Origin of the sequence: Dyadobacter sp. 676 (assembly GCF_040448675.1) — a bacterium.
GTDB lineage: Bacteria > Bacteroidota > Bacteroidia > Cytophagales > Spirosomataceae > Dyadobacter.
Map to the genome: position 1 here is coordinate 6,856,403 of NZ_CP159289.1, position 17,530 is coordinate 6,873,932.

General features: G+C 48.6%; 15 protein-coding genes and 1 pseudogene. 13 read left to right on the forward strand and 3 right to left on the reverse strand.

The window, feature by feature from the left end; genetic code table 11:
- Positions 1-25: 25 nt before the first annotated feature.
- From ABV298_RS30040 to ABV298_RS30050, 3 genes are read left to right on the forward strand one after another with little or no spacing between them, the layout of a single operon-like run.
- Entirely contained in the window at positions 26-175 is a 150-nt protein-coding gene (locus tag ABV298_RS30040; RefSeq protein WP_353719809.1) for a hypothetical protein, read from the forward strand.
- 11 nt (positions 176-186) lie between these two features.
- Positions 187-966 (forward strand): site-specific integrase, encoded by a 780-nt coding sequence (locus tag ABV298_RS30045; protein ID WP_353719810.1) that lies wholly within the window; start codon positions 187-189, stop codon positions 964-966.
- A complete protein-coding gene (locus ABV298_RS30050; RefSeq protein ID WP_353723272.1) occupies positions 893-1,312 on the forward strand; it encodes a tyrosine-type recombinase/integrase in 420 nt (139 codons plus the stop codon). Before ABV298_RS30045 ends, ABV298_RS30050 begins: the two co-directional genes overlap by 74 nt.
- Before the next feature lie 309 nt (positions 1,313-1,621).
- Here the strand turns inward: ABV298_RS30050 and ABV298_RS30055 are convergent, their stop codons facing one another.
- Entirely contained in the window at positions 1,622-3,973 is a 2,352-nt protein-coding gene (locus tag ABV298_RS30055) for an outer membrane beta-barrel protein (protein WP_353719811.1), read from the reverse strand.
- Positions 3,974-4,094: 121 nt separating this feature from the next.
- Entirely contained in the window at positions 4,095-5,306 is a 1,212-nt protein-coding gene (locus ABV298_RS30060; protein ID WP_353719812.1) for a GTP-binding protein, read from the reverse strand.
- Positions 5,307-5,587: 281 nt separating this feature from the next.
- On the opposite strand from ABV298_RS30060, the gene ABV298_RS30065 reads away from it, so the two are divergent.
- From ABV298_RS30065 to ABV298_RS30110, 10 genes are all read left to right on the forward strand, one after another.
- Positions 5,588-7,027: a DUF3526 domain-containing protein gene (locus tag ABV298_RS30065; protein ID WP_353719813.1), complete on the forward strand. Its 1,440-nt coding sequence runs from the start codon at positions 5,588-5,590 to the stop codon at positions 7,025-7,027.
- Positions 7,024-8,415, forward strand: coding sequence for a DUF3526 domain-containing protein (locus ABV298_RS30070; protein WP_353719814.1), 1,392 nt, complete (start codon positions 7,024-7,026; stop codon positions 8,413-8,415). Before ABV298_RS30065 ends, ABV298_RS30070 begins: the two co-directional genes overlap by 4 nt.
- The gene (locus tag ABV298_RS30075) at positions 8,408-9,103 is read left to right on the forward strand and encodes an ATP-binding cassette domain-containing protein (protein ID WP_353719815.1); all 696 of its coding nucleotides are present in this window, start codon (positions 8,408-8,410) and stop codon (positions 9,101-9,103) included. The genes ABV298_RS30070 and ABV298_RS30075 overlap by 8 nt, the downstream gene beginning before the upstream one ends.
- Positions 9,104-9,131: 28 nt before the next feature.
- Positions 9,132-11,582: a TonB-dependent receptor gene (locus ABV298_RS30080; RefSeq protein ID WP_353719816.1), complete on the forward strand. Its 2,451-nt coding sequence runs from the start codon at positions 9,132-9,134 to the stop codon at positions 11,580-11,582.
- A 301-nt stretch (positions 11,583-11,883) separates the two neighbouring features.
- Positions 11,884-12,621 carry a DUF6443 domain-containing protein gene (locus ABV298_RS30085; RefSeq protein ID WP_353719817.1) on the forward strand — a complete coding sequence of 246 codons (738 nt, stop codon included), beginning with the start codon at positions 11,884-11,886 and terminating at the stop codon, positions 12,619-12,621.
- On the forward strand, positions 12,602-12,964 hold the full coding sequence (locus tag ABV298_RS30090) for a hypothetical protein (protein WP_353719818.1): 363 nt from the start codon (positions 12,602-12,604) through the stop codon (positions 12,962-12,964). Before ABV298_RS30085 ends, ABV298_RS30090 begins: the two co-directional genes overlap by 20 nt.
- Before the next feature lie 37 nt (positions 12,965-13,001).
- Positions 13,002-14,006, forward strand: a complete 1,005-nt coding sequence (locus ABV298_RS30095; protein ID WP_353719819.1) for a hypothetical protein — start codon at positions 13,002-13,004, stop codon at positions 14,004-14,006.
- Positions 14,007-14,166: 160 nt separating this feature from the next.
- On the forward strand, positions 14,167-14,532 hold the full coding sequence (locus ABV298_RS30100; RefSeq protein WP_353719820.1) for an RHS repeat-associated core domain-containing protein: 366 nt from the start codon (positions 14,167-14,169) through the stop codon (positions 14,530-14,532).
- A gap of 223 nt (positions 14,533-14,755) precedes the next feature.
- The gene (locus ABV298_RS30105; RefSeq protein WP_353719821.1) at positions 14,756-15,166 is read left to right on the forward strand and encodes a hypothetical protein; all 411 of its coding nucleotides are present in this window, start codon (positions 14,756-14,758) and stop codon (positions 15,164-15,166) included.
- Between the two features lie 8 nt (positions 15,167-15,174).
- On the forward strand, positions 15,175-15,600 hold the full coding sequence (locus ABV298_RS30110; protein WP_353719822.1) for a hypothetical protein: 426 nt from the start codon (positions 15,175-15,177) through the stop codon (positions 15,598-15,600).
- 540 nt (positions 15,601-16,140) lie between these two features.
- On the opposite strand, the pseudogene ABV298_RS30115 reads toward ABV298_RS30110, so the two are convergent.
- A pseudogene (locus ABV298_RS30115) lies at positions 16,141-17,333 on the reverse strand (IS256 family transposase).
- Between the last annotated feature and the right edge of the window lie 197 nt (positions 17,334-17,530).

Consider the following 17,530-nt stretch of genomic DNA (forward strand, 5'->3'; position numbering starts at 1 on the left):
GGTGGTCAGTTTAAACTGAAATGGGGTGGTCAATTTCACCGAATTTTCCACCAAAGCAACCAAAGACGGCAAAGCGCCGATTTATGCCCGGATTACCATCGATGGTCTCGATGACGAAATCTCTCTCGGCAAAAAAGTGCAACTGATGCCTGGTGCAATCAAACGAAAAAGGTAACCGCGTCTGGTATGGAGGCCAAATTGATCAACGTTGCAATCGATCAGGCGCGCACTTCGCTCACTTCCCAATTTATGGTGCTGCAATCACAGTTTGAACACATCACGCCGACGATGCTAAAAAACGTCTTCAAAGGTAAACCTGTCGAGGATAACGACGATGCCCCTAAGCAAGGTTTAAAGAAGCAACAGACCCTGCTTCAAGCATTCGACGAGCACATCGAGAAATTTGAACTGATGGTCCAGCGCGAGATGCGTTCAGACAATACGCTGCGGCATTGGCGGAAGCTTAAAAGGCATATCACAGCATTTATCAAGTTTCAGTATAAAAAGTCGGATCTAAATTTTTCTGACCTATCCGGTTTATTCGCAGAAGAGCTCTACGAATACCTGACGCTTCACAAGCCCAAACCCCTCGCGGAGGTATCCGCCCGCAAGGATGTGAAGTGGACCAGACAGATAGTAAAAATTGGCGTCAAGAAGGATTTCATAACGAGGAATCCGATGGATGGGTTTAAATGCTCGGGCGGTGATGTCGAGGTAATCCCGCTGGAGTTTGAACAGGTGGAGCGAATCCACCGAAAGAAATTGCACGTTGACAGGCTGGCTGAGGTGCGCGACGCCTTTATTTTTCAATGCTTTACTGGCTTTGCGTACCAGGACATTTATGGACTTACACGGGATAGCATCACACTTATCGGTCCCAAGAGAGAGGTGGCTGGTTCGGAAACGAGGAAAAACGCAGGTTGGCGAAATGGTACCTATACTCCCGATTGTAGAAGAACTGATTGAGAAGTACAAGGACCATCCATACTGCATCGCCCACGATAAGTTGATTCCGGTAAACAGCAATTTCAGGTACAATACTTATTTGAAGGAACTTGCAGACCTCTGCGACATCCGGGACATCACGGGCAGTATTAGAAAGCTGGACACGCATGATGCCAGGCATTTCTTCGCTGACATGATGCTAAATAATGGCATTCCCCTGGAGGATGTTAGTAAAATGCTTGGCCATAAAAACATCCGAACTACGATGCGCTATTGTCGAGTGAGAAAGTCGAGGATTAGTGCGAATGTCGCTCTCGTAAGGAACAAACTATTCACAAAGACTGGCAGGCTTCGACAAGTTTCCTAGTCGTGAAATAAATTCCCTGCCCGGCAGCACTCCTATGCTGTCGGGCAGGTCAGTAGAGACAACTTAAATCTAAGTTGATGATTCACACGACCATTTCACCTTCCAATACTGAGCCATGCCAGGCGCCCAGCGCAACCTTAAATAGACACAAGTGGCGCTTTTGTTGTCCAAAGGTCATTATTTTGTTCACAGAAAGCATGAACAAAAAATCTAAACCGAAATTCTCGTAGCATTATAGACATATTTTTGAATTTTGATCTACTCATAAACCTCCTCATTGCTTTTTTTTCAATTGTCGAAATCAGGCTTTTACAGCCTGTCTTGCTCTTCAATGCGCCGCGATTGCCCCAGTTGCAGCTTGCCACCAATGTGATATCTTACCGACAAGGATATCCGTCGAGTATCAGGCAGGTCGTCATAATAGTAATTGGTGTAATCCGTTAGTGACCGGCCGCCGTAGCGATTCGTGCGCAGGAAGTCGGTGAATGAGATGCGGATGTCGACTTTGTTGTTTAGGAAGGATTTACGAAGTCCTAAATCGGTAGAGAAGATCCATTTTTTCCTATAAATCCCCCATAATTCACTTGAAAACCAAGTGGCCGAAAGCTCCATTTGAATCCCAGCCGGTAATTTCAATTGCTGGTTGACAACCGCATTGCCTGCCCACTTTTTCAAAGTCTTCATTCTATCCAGTAACGGCACCGGGTAGGCCGTATAGTTGGTGCCGCCGGTGATTTGGATATCCCAGAAAGGGACGGGCTTGAAAGGGACCGACAGAATCAGGTCAAACCTTTCCATACTTTCAAAATTGGCGCTCTGGCTGACGACCGCATTTGTGCCTGGTTCGATGATAAGCCTCTTGGCAATGTAATCGCTTCGGTGGGAGTAGCTGGCCGTCAGCACATATTGCTCTTTCCAGGTATAGCCCAGCGAATAGATCCAGGCCAATTCGGGACGCAGGTACGGGTTACCTGCGTAGAAGAAGTACTGGTCGTAATACCACCTGACCGGATTTAAATTTGAGTAAGTAGGTCTGTTGATGCGGCGGCTCACAGAAACGTTCACTTCATGATTCCGATTTATGACCTGATCGATGGATATCGATGGAAAAAGCTTCATATATCGCCAGCGGTTATCGACTTCTGCCTCCACAGTGTAACCTTCGGCCATAGTGGATTCAACCCTGAGCCCGCCTTCAATGTTGGTTTTTTCAAACTTCTTGCCGACCGAAACGTAAGCGGCTGCAATTCGCTCGCGATAATGAAAAGTATTGGACATCGAAGCCGCCTCCACGAATTCGCCATTCCAAGGCGAGTCGAAACGATAGTTAGCCTTGTTACGGATATCAGCGTATTTAAGACCGGTTTTTAATGCAAATGTTTGAAATGGCAGATCCAGGTCCGCCTTAATAGAACGGATTCTTACAGTGCCCGGCTGATGCACGCGCAGCAGTTCCCTGGGCGCGCGCGGAATACCCGCCTGATCAAAATAGTCGGTTGAAAGTGTGCCGTCCGAGAAGTTGCGGTAGGAAATGTAGTGCGCGTCGGCAGTCAATTTTTTACCAAGACTATCGATTTGAAACTGATAACCCAGGTTGGGCGCGTCGTAATGGTAGGGCTCTTCCAGATAATTGTTGCTTTGGACAATGCCTAGCAAGTTGCCGTCCGCATTATATTTTCTGACCGTGGACAAAGCGTTGTCTTTCACGTAATCGTCGAGATATCCGTGGTAACCGGCATTCAAATGGTGGCGCGGCGCGATTTCCCAGTCCGCCTGCACTTTATAGGTGTAAAAATCAATTTTGGTAGGTGTTTTGAGTTCCCGGCGGATCGTTACCTGCTTGCCATTTTCGGCAAAAGTGTTCCCGTTAGTGCTCTGCATAAAACGGTGCGGCATGTTATAGTCGAAAGAGCCGGTGAGGGTAAGCCGGCGGCTGCGGTAGCTGGCGGCCATGTTTTCATTCAACATCCAATATTTCCCTTTGGAAACAGCCGAGCGGTATTCCAGGGAATATCCGTCCGACATACTTCTTTTCGTCACAAAATTGATGATCCCGGCATTGCCCGCTGCATCGAATTCGGCCGTTGGAGAAGATATTACCTCTACCCTGGCGACGTTCTCCGCATTTGTGCCCCGGAGTAATTGTATCAATTGATTTTCGGAGAGATAGGTCATTTTTCCGTCAATCATCACATTAATTCCCGACGCACCTTTCAATGTAATCTGATCGTCTTGCCCCACACTCACCCCAGGTATGCGCCGAAGCAAATCCAGTGCCGACGCACCCGAAGCGAGTGCGCTACCCGAAACATTGTATACCAGCTTTCCCTTGTCGATTTCAATGGCTCGCTTGCGTGCCGTGACATTGACTGCGGTAAGACTGGTAACCGTTTCATGCATGGTGATGTTCTTCGGAGCACTTGAAGAAATCCGTTCATCTAAGACTATTGTTTCAGATGAAAAAGGCGCATATCCCATTAAAGAGGCCCTAAGCAAATAGCTTCCGGCAGGTACATCCTGAAATTCATAAACTCCTTCCGTAGAAGTAGTCGCCGCCTTCAGGGGTACACTGCCGCCTGTAACGACCAGCACTACATTGACCCCTGGAAGCAGTCGTCCGGTCGTATCCCGCACCTGGCCTGCCATTTTGAAGCTTGTCACTTGCGCCAATGCATATGGAACGACAAAAAAAGAATAGTGAAGTCAGGCCGCCAAACAAGCGACGACTTGACAGGGCGGCAGAAAATTTAGGCATGCAGGTCTGCTGTTTTATAGTGTGGATTCATCCAAAAACCGGAAACGAATCTTTGAACCGACCACCGCTTTGCATATGGATGATCTCGCTTTCGGTGCAAAGGCATTTGACAAGCTCCGTAGTAATCAGGTCCTGATCAATATCCTGCCCGATAATCACCAGCTCGTTGATACGGTCTCCAAAGCGCCCCCAGCGCGCTTCAATCTGTGCCCGGTTTTCTATATAGGCCTGGTAACGCAGCCGTTTCGATTCAGGCATGCTTGCCCACCATACACCGGCGGGATCGGCTCTTACCGAGCCGCCTGCCTGGCTCCAGTTCAGCGCTTCCGCCTTCCGCGAGGCGATCCAGAACAGGCCTTTACTGCGGATAATGCCAGCAGGCCAGTTTTGGGAAAGGTAGGTCCAGAAACGCTCCGGGTGGAACGGGCGCGGGTCGCGGAAAACAAACGAGGAAATGCCATATTCCTCCGTTTCAGGCGTATGTCCGCCATTTTGGGCCGCTTGGAGCTCCTGGATCCAGCCAGCCGATTGTTCTGCCTTTTCGTAATCGAATAGTCCGGTGCCCAGCACTTCGCGCGTATCGATTTTAGAAAAAACGCTTTCGATGACCCGTGCACCGGGATTGAGCGCTTTGATGACGGCGCGCAGCTCGTCCAATCGCTCCCGGGTTACCAGGTCCGTCTTGTTCAGCAGGATCACGTCGGCAAATTCGATCTGGTCGGTCAGCAGGTTCACGATCGTGCGTGTGTCTGTCTTGTCGTCGTTCAGATTCCGGCCGGAAATGGTATCGACGGACCCGAAGTCGGCAGCGAAGTTAAATGCGTCGACTACGGTGACCATACAGTCAATGCGAGCCCATTTGGAGAGATCGATCCTGTTTTCTTCATCCACAAAGCTGAATGTCTGCGCGACCGGCACCGGCTCCGAGATACCTGTGCTTTCGATCAATAAATAGTCGAAACGGTTTTCTTTCGCCAACTTTTCCACTTCGATCATCAAATCTTCCCGGAGCGTACAGCAAATACACCCATTCGACATTTCGACCAGGCGCTCCTCGGTGCGGCTCAACGTGTTTTCGCTTTTAACCAGCAGGGCATCTATATTCACTTCGCTCATATCATTGACGATTACAGCCACCTTCAAGCCTTCCTTGTTATGTAAGATGTGGTTGAGCAACGTTGTTTTACCCGCTCCCAGGAAACCGCTTAATACGGTAACCGGCAATTTTTTCCTGTTCATTGTAAATAAATATTGGTTTGTGCAACAATGATGCAAATTAGACAAAATTCCTATTCATGCAACATTGTTGCATAAATAGGAATTTTGTCGCGTTACAAACTGATTTAGGCATGAACGACGATATCAACCATTGCGCTAAGGCTAACTAAGGACAGGCGCTGGCTTATAGGCCAGAGCTAGAAGTTGCTGTCATCAATCGTTTTTGTCGTGATGAATGAATTTATATTTGCAACAATGATGCAAATAGATTTTCTTTGTAGTCGTCATCTTCCTACTACCATATGCATTTCAAATTTATCAGGACCATCGCCCGGCAGGAATGGCATTCTGTGTTCAGGAGCAAAACTACTCTCGTGTTGTTCCTCGTGCTGCTGGCCGTGTCGCTACTGGCAGTCTTCACGGGCTGGCAATATGTCGGCAAATTCAACGCACAACAGGCGGCGGCAAGCGCAGAAGTCCACGAGCAGTGGACGAGCCAGCCCAACCGGCACCCGCACCGGGTAGCGCATTACGGTTACCTGGTATTCCGCGAAAAATCGCCGCTCAGTTTCTTTGATTATGGGCTGGATAGCTACGTGGGCAACTCGGTTTTCCTGGAAGCGCACCGGCAAAACACCGTCAATATGAGCGAGGCAGGTTTTTCAAATGGCATGCTGCGCTTCGGCGAACTGAGCATGGCGATGGTGCTGCAATTGCTGGTGCCGCTCTTTATCATCTTTATCGGTTTTCAGACCGTCGCCCGATTGAAGCAAAACGGGGTTTTAAAGATCCTGCTTTGTCAGCGGGCTTCATACCTGGACATTATGGTTGGCAAAACTGCCGGACTGACTGCTGTAACCTGGGCGCTGTTTGTTCCATTATTAATACTTGGCCTTACAGCAGGCATTGCCATGGCGCCCGAAAGCGTGGGCGGCGAACTGGTGTTGCGTATAATGCTGATCGTTTTTCTGTACGCGTTATATTTTTTAGTGATCACTTTACTGGTAGTTACGGTATCGGCCATGAGCGCCTCGGCTAAAAATGCGCTGATGATGCTGGTGCTGAGCTGGATGCTCTTTTTCGTGGTTTTGCCAAAAGGGGCGCAGACGCTGGGAAGCAGCTTGTTCGAAGCACCGGATAAAATCGCATTTGAACGCGCCATTGAATCTGATGTGAGCAAGGAGGGCGACAGCCACAATCCCGACGACCCGCATTTTGCAAACCTGAAAAACGCTACACTGAAAAAGTACGGCGTTGATTCGATCCAACATCTTCCTATTAACTACGGCGCGCTGGTCATGCAGGAAGGGGAAAGCATTACTTCTGCGATTTACAACAGGCATTTCGATGCACTCATCAGTAAGTACAAGTCTCAAAACGCAGTGTCAACATTCTTCGGCTTCGCAGATCCCTTCCTGGCGATCCGCAACATTTCGATGAACCTGGCAGGCACCGACTTTGATTCCTTCACAGCATTTCAGAAACAGACCGAGCAATACCGCTTTGAAAAAACCAAAAGGCTCAACGAGATCCACCTGACGCAGGTTTCTTTCAAAAACAACAGCACCCAGCGGGTCAGTGCCAAGAACTTCCAGGACATGCCCGACTTCGTTTTTCAGCCCGTATCTGTGAGTCAAAACCTCGCTACCAGCGCGGCCAGCGTGGCGGCCTTGCTGCTTTGGGTGTTGGCGGGTTTTCCCCTGTTAAAATTTGTTTCCTCTAAACGTCAATACCAGTTATGATCGCCAGCCGCAAAGTATTCCTGCTGGAAACCAAAAATTTTGTTTTGGGCAAGACAGTGCTCGTTGGGGCCGTAGCGCTGTTGCTTTTTGCGTTGTATGGTTTCTTTTACGGCAACCGCCTGATCGGCCAGCAGCAGCAGACGATCGATGAAGTGCCCGAAGTGCAGCGAGAACATTTGAAAGACATTGTCGCGCACGGTGCGAAAGCAACAGTCGGTACCACCGCCTATTACCCGTTTTTCTACACCAGCAACCCGCCCACACCCTGGGCGAAGTTTGCCGTCGGGCAGCGCGACGTAAACCCTTATACGTTGAAAGTCAAAATGCTCGCGATCGAGGGCCAGTTGTACGATTCCGAACTGACCAACCCGCAAACGCTGCTGGTAGGGAACCTGGATTCTTCCTTTGTTTTCATATTTCTTTTTCCGCTATTAATCATCGCATTGCTTTACAATGTGTTCTCCGAAGAACAGGAAAACGGCGTCTGGAAAATCGTGCGCACCACCACGGGTAGTATCGGGCAGACGATCGCCGGAAAACTCCTGATCCGCTACGCGGCGGTAATACTGATCGCGCTGGCGATTTTCCTAATTTCGGTGCTCGCCTTGCAACTTCCACTAGCTGCTCCGACTTTTCAGCTGCTGCTCGTTTTGCTGGCTTACGTGCTTTTCTGGCTGCTGGTGGCGACCCTGGTCGTGGCGCTCGGAAGAAGCTCTGCTTTTAATGCTACCACGCTGGTTTGCGTCTGGATTTTCCTGGCGATCCTGTTTCCAGGTATTGCCAATATCGCTGTCAACAATGCGGTGCCAATCCCGGAGGCGGCAGAGACGGCCGTGCGCCAGCGGGAAGGTTACCATAAAAAGTGGGATCTGCCCAAAGGACCGACCATGGAGAAATTTTATGCGGTTTACCCTCAATACCGCAAATACCCGATCCCGGAAGACCAGTATTCTCCGGGCTGGTACTATGCCATGCAGTTTGCGGGCGATCTCGAGTCGACAAATTCTGCTGAAAAGCTTTTTGGAAAACTGGCCGAACGACAATCGCTTACAGAAACTATCGGCGCGTTCAACCCGGTGATCACCGCCCAGCAGGCATTGAACAAAATCGCCAACACCGACCTGGCCAGCCAGGTGCGTTACCTCGAATCCGTGAAAGCGCATCACCGGCAGGTTCGCGAGTATTTCTATCCATTCATTTTCGAAAACGTTCCGACGCCCAGCATCGACTGGATGGGCTACCCACCTTACAAACCTGTTGACTATGAAACAGAGCCGCTCGCTGGCAGCTTGGTGAGCCTGCTCGTTTGGGGCATTTTGCTAGCGGCTTGCGCCGTGTTTTTATTCCAAATCAATTTTATCCAGATAAAAGATATTCAAAATGCTTGAAGCCAAAGGATTGACCAAACGATATGGCAGCCACACTGCATTGAACAACTTGAACCTGAGCATTGGCGCAGGTGAAATTTTCGCTTTGCTCGGACAAAACGGGGCGGGCAAAACCACGACAATCAACCTTTTCCTGGGCTTCATTGAACCCAGCGAAGGCTCGGCCTCCATCAACGGCGTCTCCGTGGCCGAGCACCCGCAGGAGATCAAGCAGTACCTGGCCTATATTCCTGAAACTGTCATGCTGTACCCCAACCTGACGGGCCTGGAAAACCTGGAATATTTCTCGTCGCTCGCCGGTTTCGATTATTCCGAAGACGAGCTGCGTAAGTTCTTGGCTACCGCGGGCCTGCAAGCCCAGGCTTTCGACCAGCGGCTGGGCGGCTATTCTAAAGGGATGCGCCAGAAAGTAGGTATCGCCATTGCCGTGGCCAAAAAAGCCAAAGTACTGCTGCTCGACGAGCCCACCAGCGGCCTCGACCCGAAAGCTTCCAATGAATTTTCCCAAATCATTCAGAATCTGGCCGCAGAAGGGACAGCGATCTTAATGGCCACCCACGACATTTTCCGCGCCAAAGAAGTAGCCACCCGGATTGGCATTATGAAGGAAGGCGTGCTGCAAGCGGTGATCGACGCCGACAAGATCTCGGCCAATGAGCTGGAAAGTTTGTATTTGAAAACGGTGTAAACCAATTCAACAGAATAACCTAAACGATATGATCAGGACTTTTATCACCATGCTGCTGCTAGCCAGCTTCCCGCTCTACGCGCAGACTATCACTGGCTCGGTTTCCGACGCTGCGACTGGCAGCCCGATCCCAGGCGCCAGTGTTTCGATGGCCAGTTCGGGTAATGGTACGGTTACGGACTCCACGGGCAAATTCAGGCTGGAAGGCAGTGGCATTCTGTTGGTGACCTCGGTTGGGTACAAACCTACACGCCTGAGGGCAAGTAATGCATTGACGAAAATTGAACTCCTCCCCGAAGCGACGCAGTTGCAAACGGTGGAAGTAATGGGGCGGGTTAGCAAGGATTACGCCAGCGACTATTCCTTTTCGGCCACCCGGATCTCTGCATTGAACAAAGACATACCCCAGGCAATTACTTCCATCACCAAAGAGCTGATTGCCGATCGGCAGGCATTCCAGCTGGGTGACGCGGTCAAGATTGCCAGCGGTGTAATCCCTTCGAGCTATTATAACCAGTACACCATTCGGGGAATCAGCCAGAATGAGGAGGGGCAAATCATCAATGGCATGCGTACCAGGCAGTATTACTTCCTGCAACCGCTGACGGCCAACATCGAGCGCGTAGAGGTGATCAAAGGCCCTGCCAGTGCTACATTTTCGTCTGTGGATCCTGGCGGGAGCATCAATATGGTGACCAAAAAACCGCTTGCGACCGAAAGAAAAGAATTGAGCCTTGCCGCAGGAAGTTTCAGTACATTTCGCGGCATGGCGGATTTCACAGGACCGTTGAATGCTTCCAAAACACTTTTATATCGTGTCAATGGGGCTTATCAGCAGGCGCGGTCTTTCCGGGATATGGTCGGCAACAAATCCCTGCTGGTGTCGCCGTCGATCAGCTACATTCCCAATAATAAGACTTCATTGAATGCGGAGCTGATTTACAACGATATGAACGGTACTCTTGATCGCGGCCAGCCAATTTTTGGTGCGATAGCAGGACAAACCAGTCTAAACAGCACGCCGATCACCCTTAGCCTGGGCGCACCCAACGACCATTTCCGCTCCAAAGAGGTGATCATCATGGGTAGTCTTGCGCATAAGTTCAATTCGAGCATTGGCTTCAACGCAGCTTATATGAAACAATCGTGGACGGAGGATTTGCAAGAACACCGGACCACTAATGCATTTGCCCCTGATATCAATAACCAACCTGTTACCAGCCTTGCCGCGATGCAGTTTGTACAGCGGCAGCAATACTGGAACATTGATAACCTAAACGCGTATTTTGATTTCAACTTCAATATTGGCAGCATCAATCACAAGCTGTTGGTAGGCTATGATCTTACTCGCTGGCAGAAACTGAAAGGCGGCGGCCAGAATGCTGCCAGAGGATTTTTGCTGAAAGATGGTACCGTTGCGGGTTCTTTTGTGCTCTCCAATGCCGCCAACTACCAGACGATCACGATAGACGGCGTCACATTGCCCAGACCGAACGTCAATCATTTTAATCTGCAAAACCCACAGTACACCATCCGCAATGTAGAGGATTACAACCTGAATGTACGGACAGCATTACCTTCCGCTTTAACTACCACAAATGGAATTTACATTCAGGAACAAATGAAGGTGGGGAAGCTGACGATGCTCCTTGCGCTCAGGAACGATTGGTTTGAGGATATTACCAATTACAATGCACCGGGTACATTGACAGTCCACAAAACTGCGCTTCTTCCAAGGGTTGGCCTGACCTATGCGTTGACCAAAACCATCAACGCATATGTCACTTACCTGGAAGGTTTTCAGCCGCAATCAAATACGGTAACATTGATGCCGCAAACAGGTACCTTACCCGCCGGGAGCCAGTTCGCGCCGCTTCGGAGCGACTTGAAAGAGCTGGGTTTTAAGGCCGATTTCTTTCAGAGCCGCATGCGCCTAAACCTGGCATTTTATGAGATCAACCAGAAAAACATCCTGATGAATGCCAACGATCCGGCTAACCCTGACCTGCTCGTTACCCGAGGCGCCGAGCGCAGCCGCGGGATCGAGTGGGATCTGGCGGGTTACATTACCCCACAGTGGCAGGTGAATGCATCATATAGTTTCATTGACGCGGTGATCCGTGAAGATGCCGATGAAAGTCTGATTGGTACGCGCAAGCAGAACACACCCAAGCACAGTGCTAACCTGTGGACACGCTATAATTTCGGAGGCAATACCGCTTTCAAGGATTTAGGGATCGGTTTGGGCGTTCAGCACCAAGGCAACAAAGTGCCTTGGTTTACAAGAGATTTTCTCATACCGGCATATACTATTTTCGACGCTGCCATTTACTATACTCCCTCGAAAAGCAGTATGCAGATTGCACTGAATGCCAATAATTTATTTGATAAAACCTATTGGCTGGGTGCTCAGAACTACCTGCGACTTTTCCCCGGAGCTCCGAGGAATGTCATGTTAACGCTGACATTTCGGTTCTAATGTGGCACGACAGTCAATTGAGCCGCGTTGCATTGTAACTTTATTAGATACTTGAAGGTCCTGAATACGAGCTCGAACCTCCTCCACAAGTGTAAAGTGCTACCTTCACATTCCCCGCCTCCCAAGACGGCAAGCTAAGACGTTACTTTGCTTTTGTCACTGCCCCTAAAACACCCCCAACTTACCCCTTCCGGGTGATTGAAACCCGATGGGAAGAGCCTCAACTTTGTCCTCCAAATAGTGCCTACCAACGCTTGCACTAAGGACATTTTCCAATTTTTTTTCCCGCGAAGCCTTGCGTATGAATCATCTTTATCGATGGCTGGCCCTGAGTTGGCTAGCTACTACCTCCTATTTTGGCCTGGCACAGACTCCCACGGCCAATTACATTATCAGCCGCACCTACAAGCAGGCTGGCATTAACGAAAACCTAGCTGGCGCCAACTTTACTGCCACGGCCAATCAGGCTACCAGCCAGGTCTCCTACTTCGATGGGCTTGGCAAGCCGACCCAACAAGTTGCCGCTTTTGGAGCAGGGTCCAAGGCTGATATTGTCACAATAACCGAGTATGACGCGTTGCAACGACCCGTCAGGACATTTTTACCGACACCAATGAGCTCCAATGGTGGACAACTTCGGGCGGGGGCGGATGTTAAAACCGCAGCTAAGGATTATTACACCAGTTCTACAAAGGTGTCGGCTCCGATTGCAGCTAATGCACAACCGGAAACGTTTTCAACTCAAACTTTTTACGAAAGTGCGCCGCTCAACCGAGTCACCGGAAGTAAAGCGCCGGGGGCTACCGGCAATTCCACGCAGTTCCATGGTGTAAACGTAGCCGACGAAGTCAAATACTACCGCGCCGTTGGCGCGGCTCTTACCGATATTGAATTGAACAGCACATATGCGGCTGGCGAATTGACTTATACGCGTACTGTTGACGAGGCAGGTGGCAGCGTGACCCAGTACCAGGATCGGCTTGGCCGGATCGTTCTTAAGCGGACACTTACCAACAAAATTGTTCAGGGGGGTCCTTAAGGATGTTAATCTGGACACATACTATGCCTACGATGAGAAAAGTCAGCTTCGGGCTGTACTCCAACCTGGCTACCAAAGCGAAGCGGATTTGAGTCGGCACGCCTTCCTGTACCGTTACGACGAATACGGACGGGTGGTTGACAAAAAACTGCCTGGTAGCAACGCCGGCAAAATAGATTATGTCGGTACCACGGATTTGCCCAAAAGCAGCACCGATGGCCGTGGACAGAAGTTTTATTATACCTACGACAACCTTAATCGTCAGATCGAGATGGGCCTGTGCAAAAACGGCAACTGCGACACCCCCCGAACCGCTGCTGAAGACCTACTACGACAACTATGATTTCACTCCTTTCCGGGCTTATGCTGCCGAGCCTGGCATGACGGGTGTTGCCTTTGCGCAAACCCCTACTGCCAACCGTATCGGTTTGAATACCGGCCAAGCTGCCAGGGTATTGCTACCTAGTGGCGAGTACGGCTCCTGGCTTCAAACAGTGATCTACTACGATGACAAGCAGCGGGTGATTCAGACATTACGCCAGTTGTACGGGTTCAGCAGCAATGCTTATGAGCGTGTGAGCTATCAGCTTGCCTTCGATGGCAAGCCCGAGCAGGAATGGACGACACAGGAAACCGGCAGCGTAACCTACAAGTTGGCCAAGACGTTTACCTACGATCATGGTGACCGGCTGAGCAAAACCGAAGTGATACTTTATGAAGGAGGTGTCCCGAAAAAAACCTACACCCAGTCGGAACAGCTCTACAATGAGGTCGGCCAAGTGGGCACCAAGTCCCTGCACGCAGGAGTGCAAATTCTGGGTTACAAGTACACGCCACGCGGCTGGCTGGGGAATGAGCAAACCAACACCGGGCAGCCATTTGCGTTAGGCCTTAATTACCAGGATAACGGTAACATCAACAGCCTGTCGTGGACAACCAAAAGCAATAGTGGCGGAATGAATTTAAGCTACGACAAGTCCAGCCGACTGACAGGGGCCACGGGTACTGGTAATTTCGCGAACTACGACGAATCGCCCATTAGCTACGACGCTAACGGAAACCTGGAAAGCCTGACTCGCAAGTACAATAACACGCCCATTGACCAATTAAGCTATCTGTATCACGGCAACCAATTACACCGTGTAAACGACTCGCAGGATAATCAGAGCCAGGCCGTTAAAGGATTTATCAACGGGGCCAACGCGGATGACGAGTTTGTCTACGACGGCAATGGAAACCTGGTCCGGGATTTTAACCGGGGTATAGGAAATAGTACTACCGACGGGATCAATTACAACGTATTGAACCTACCCCGCCGCGTGGTGCGCAACACTCGCACGGTGCAGTACACATATGATGCCAATGGAGTAAAACTAAAAGAGTGAAGCCCCGGATAATGTCAATACATACTATGCGGGGACGTTCGAGTATCGCGCAGAGAACAGCTTGTTGCGCATTGGTGTAGAAGAAGGGCAGATTGTCAAGGATGGAACAAGCTACCTGTCTCAATACTACCTTCGTGATCATCTGGGAAACGTGCGCTCGGTGCTGGATGAGACCGGCAACGTGATCCAGGAAACAGAGTACTACGCGTTTGGGCTGGCGATACCTAGGACAGTAGGAATTAATAAGTATCTTTACAACGGTAAGGAGAAACAACCCGAGACCGAGTGGCTCGACTATGGAGCTCGGCAGTATGACCCGGCGATTAGCAGGTGGATGATCATCGATCCGCTAGCGGAATTAAGTATTGGTGTTTCTGGATACGCTTATGTTGAAAATGACCCAATAAGAAAGATTGATCTTTTTGGATTAATTGATATCAATAATGATGGAACTGATGATGGAATATCTTTACCGGAGGCCACGGTAACTGGGAAAAGGCCTGACCCTCTTTTTTGCGCAGTATGAACTCAATAGTTTAAAATACTCGAGTTCAAAACCGAGCCCATACAGCTGGTCGAGAAATGAAATTAAAACAGCAATTAAATATGAAGCTGCTGCTGCTGTATCATTGTATGCAGGTGGAGTTGTGGCAGGTGGAAGATTTGCAACTTGGCAAGCAGGGCCAAAAGCCATTGCCCAACTTCGAAAATTAGCTGCTGCTAGACAGATTTTGCAAAAAACGTACTCGATGGTAGTAGCAAAAGGTGTTAGCCAACAGGCTTTATATGGAAAAGCCGGATTGAGTTTACTTGGACAAACGGTTGGAAATTTGTTGAAAGGAGAAATGAAAATAGATTTTGTAGGTCTGGCTGCGGACTTGTCTTTAACAACAGGAGCGAGTTCATTAACTGGTGCGGTTGGAGAGATGGGTGTTGACTTATCTGAGGGGACGTTTTATAGCACTATTAATTCTCCCCAGGAAGGAGGCTTTAAATTAGCTACGGGTTTAGGATTTGGAACATTCGGTGGGAAGGCATCTGAAATGATGTCTGTGAATGGATTCTCCAAAGCTATGTCAGGAATGGTCGAAGGAATGGTGGAGGTATATAATCAGGTGATTGATACAATGGCGTCAAAAATACAGACACCAAATAAGTAGCCTGTCTAATGAAACTAAACAAAATAAATCCCGCTCATATATTTTCTATAATTCTCTTAGGGCTTTGTGCTGTCTTTTATGTCAGAGATCGCATTCGGTTAAATAGTAAACTTGGGAAATGCTCGTTGTATACAGTTGCAAAGGTTACTAGGATAAAGTATCGAAAATCACATGCGTGGATCGTATACGAGTATAAATTTAAAGGAAATGCTATTGAAAAAGATGACCCAGCTAATCCAGGTAGTTTCGATGAATGGCTAAATAAAGATATCCAGGAATTAGCGAATCGTAGATTTTGGGTTCAAATGAGTTGTGAAGACCCTAATTTCCATAAATTACTATGGGATGTTGCTGTCCCTGACACTTTGCAGAATATACCGGTTAACGGATGGGAAAAATTACCCTTTGGGTTAAAGTCTTACAATAATGAATAATCTTCAAGTGGAGTTGCGACCATTTATTGGAGGAATTTATTAGGGGCAATTCTAATAGCCATTAAATACGCAGCCCTGACGAGCTACACCAAATGCTTGTCAGGGCTTTTTGTTGTTAACCATAGAAATAACCCGTTGTGCGGTTGAAGTTTGAAGAGAAAAAGATTGTGCATTTTCTGAAATTCAGTAAGTTAATATGGGTACCAAACCGTATTAACGTATCCGACCGATGAACTACATATTGATTAAGCCGGGGATTTTGTTGAAGTTTTGTGGGTAAAGGCTTTCGATGTGCTTGTGGTTAATGGTGCAGATGTTTTGCAGGGTGTGTTTTAGCCAATGAAAGGGATTGACGCTGTGTTTTTTGCAGATTGCAAAAAAAGAATAGATCATGGCAGCACGTTGTAAAGGGAAAGCAACTGTTTCAATTCAACTGTATTTTTTTTAATTGTCGCCATGCCAATTTTATGTAGGGACTATCTCATTAACTGTGTAAACTCCCAATCGGGGCTGGGCAGAGTTTAAAGCCTGACCCTATCTTCAAAAATAGTTAAAATCGGATCGCCGAAGCGACTGATTCAGGATCATGCCCCAATTCCGGATGGGCATGGTCCATTTTTTTGAAGCCTCTCTAAGGGCCAAATAAACAGACTTCAATACCGCATCATCATTGGGGAAAGAGAGTTTATTTTTTGTATATTTTCTGATTTTCCCATTCAAGTTTTCGATCAATTGGTGGTGTAAATGATCTGCCGGATTTCCAATGGGAAATCAAAAAACACAGTCAGTTCATCCCAGTTTTGTCGCCAGCTTTTGATGGCGTAGGAGTATTTGCTATTCCATTTTGATTCAAGACTTTCCAATGCGGCCAGGGCGGCTTGCCTGGTGGGAGCAGCATAAATGTCCTTCATATCGCGGCTGAACTCTTTTTTATCCTTCCAGACCACATACCGGCAACTGTTGCGGATTTGATGAACCACACAGATCTGAGTTGCCGATTCAGGGAACACAGACCGGATCGTTTGGGTGAAGCCGTTCAGATTGTCAGTGGCAGTGATCAGAATGTCCTGTAATCCACGGGCTTTCATGTCGGTTAACACGCTCATCCAGTAGGCTGCAGACTCATTCTTCCCCAGCCACATGCCCAAAACCTCCTTGTAGCCATCCCGTTTAAGTCCAACTGCGATGTATATCGTCTTATTGACGACTTTGCTGTTTTCACGCACTTTGAAAACGATTCCGTCCATCCAAACGATGAGGTACACAGCTTCCAACGGTCTATTCTGCCAGCTGATAATATCTTCGGCTATCCGGGAAGTAATGCGGCTAATTGTTGAAGCTGAAACATCAAAATTGTAAACATCCTTGATCTGCTCTTCAATGTCGGAGACGCTCATTTCCTTAGCGTACAACGAGACGATTACTTCTTCGATGCCATCGACCATATTCTCCCGCTTGGGGACGATCATTGGATTAAAACATGCATCGCGGTCGCGCGGAACGCTGATCTCGGATTCGCCGTAGCTGGTCCTGATTTTCTTTTTGCCGTAGCCATTACGGGAATTGCTGTTGGCCGACTGTTCGTGCTTGCCGTAGCCTAAATGCCCGTCCAACTCGCCTTCGAGCATCTTCTCGATGCCCCGCTTCTGCAACTGGCCCAGGAAGTCATTGAGCGCGTCGCGGCTCTTGAACTGCTTTAAAAAATCATCCGTTAAAAGATCCTCTGGTCTCATAAGCTGTGTTTTATTAAAAGTAAAAAATCGGGATCATAAACCCCGATTCTTCACTTACACAGTTTTTGAGACAGTGTCCATAAAGAATTGCAACAGGAACAAGCCATCTTATTATTTTACTACCATTTTGATTCTACTCTGGTTGCTGGTACTAGCCTGAGTTTGAACCGCCATGTTGCTCAATGTGAACCTTAAAC

Excerpts from the sequence above, each read along its gene's own strand:
- ABV298_RS30045 (WP_353719810.1), top strand. The coding sequence starts at position 187 with ATGGAGGCCAAATTGATCAACGTTGCAATCGATCAGGCGCGCACTTCG.
- ABV298_RS30060 (WP_353719812.1), bottom strand. The coding sequence starts at position 5,306 with ATGAACAGGAAAAAATTGCCGGTTACCGTATTAAGCGGTTTCCTGGGA.
- ABV298_RS30065 (WP_353719813.1), top strand. The coding sequence starts at position 5,588 with ATGCATTTCAAATTTATCAGGACCATCGCCCGGCAGGAATGGCATTCT.
- ABV298_RS30070 (WP_353719814.1), top strand. The coding sequence starts at position 7,024 with ATGATCGCCAGCCGCAAAGTATTCCTGCTGGAAACCAAAAATTTTGTT.
- ABV298_RS30075 (WP_353719815.1), top strand. The coding sequence starts at position 8,408 with ATGCTTGAAGCCAAAGGATTGACCAAACGATATGGCAGCCACACTGCA.
- ABV298_RS30080 (WP_353719816.1), top strand. The coding sequence starts at position 9,132 with ATGATCAGGACTTTTATCACCATGCTGCTGCTAGCCAGCTTCCCGCTC.
- ABV298_RS30085 (WP_353719817.1), top strand. The coding sequence starts at position 11,884 with ATGAATCATCTTTATCGATGGCTGGCCCTGAGTTGGCTAGCTACTACC.
- ABV298_RS30095 (WP_353719819.1), top strand. The coding sequence starts at position 13,002 with ATGACGGGTGTTGCCTTTGCGCAAACCCCTACTGCCAACCGTATCGGT.
- ABV298_RS30105 (WP_353719821.1), top strand. The coding sequence starts at position 14,756 with ATGGTAGTAGCAAAAGGTGTTAGCCAACAGGCTTTATATGGAAAAGCC.
- ABV298_RS30110 (WP_353719822.1), top strand. The coding sequence starts at position 15,175 with ATGAAACTAAACAAAATAAATCCCGCTCATATATTTTCTATAATTCTC.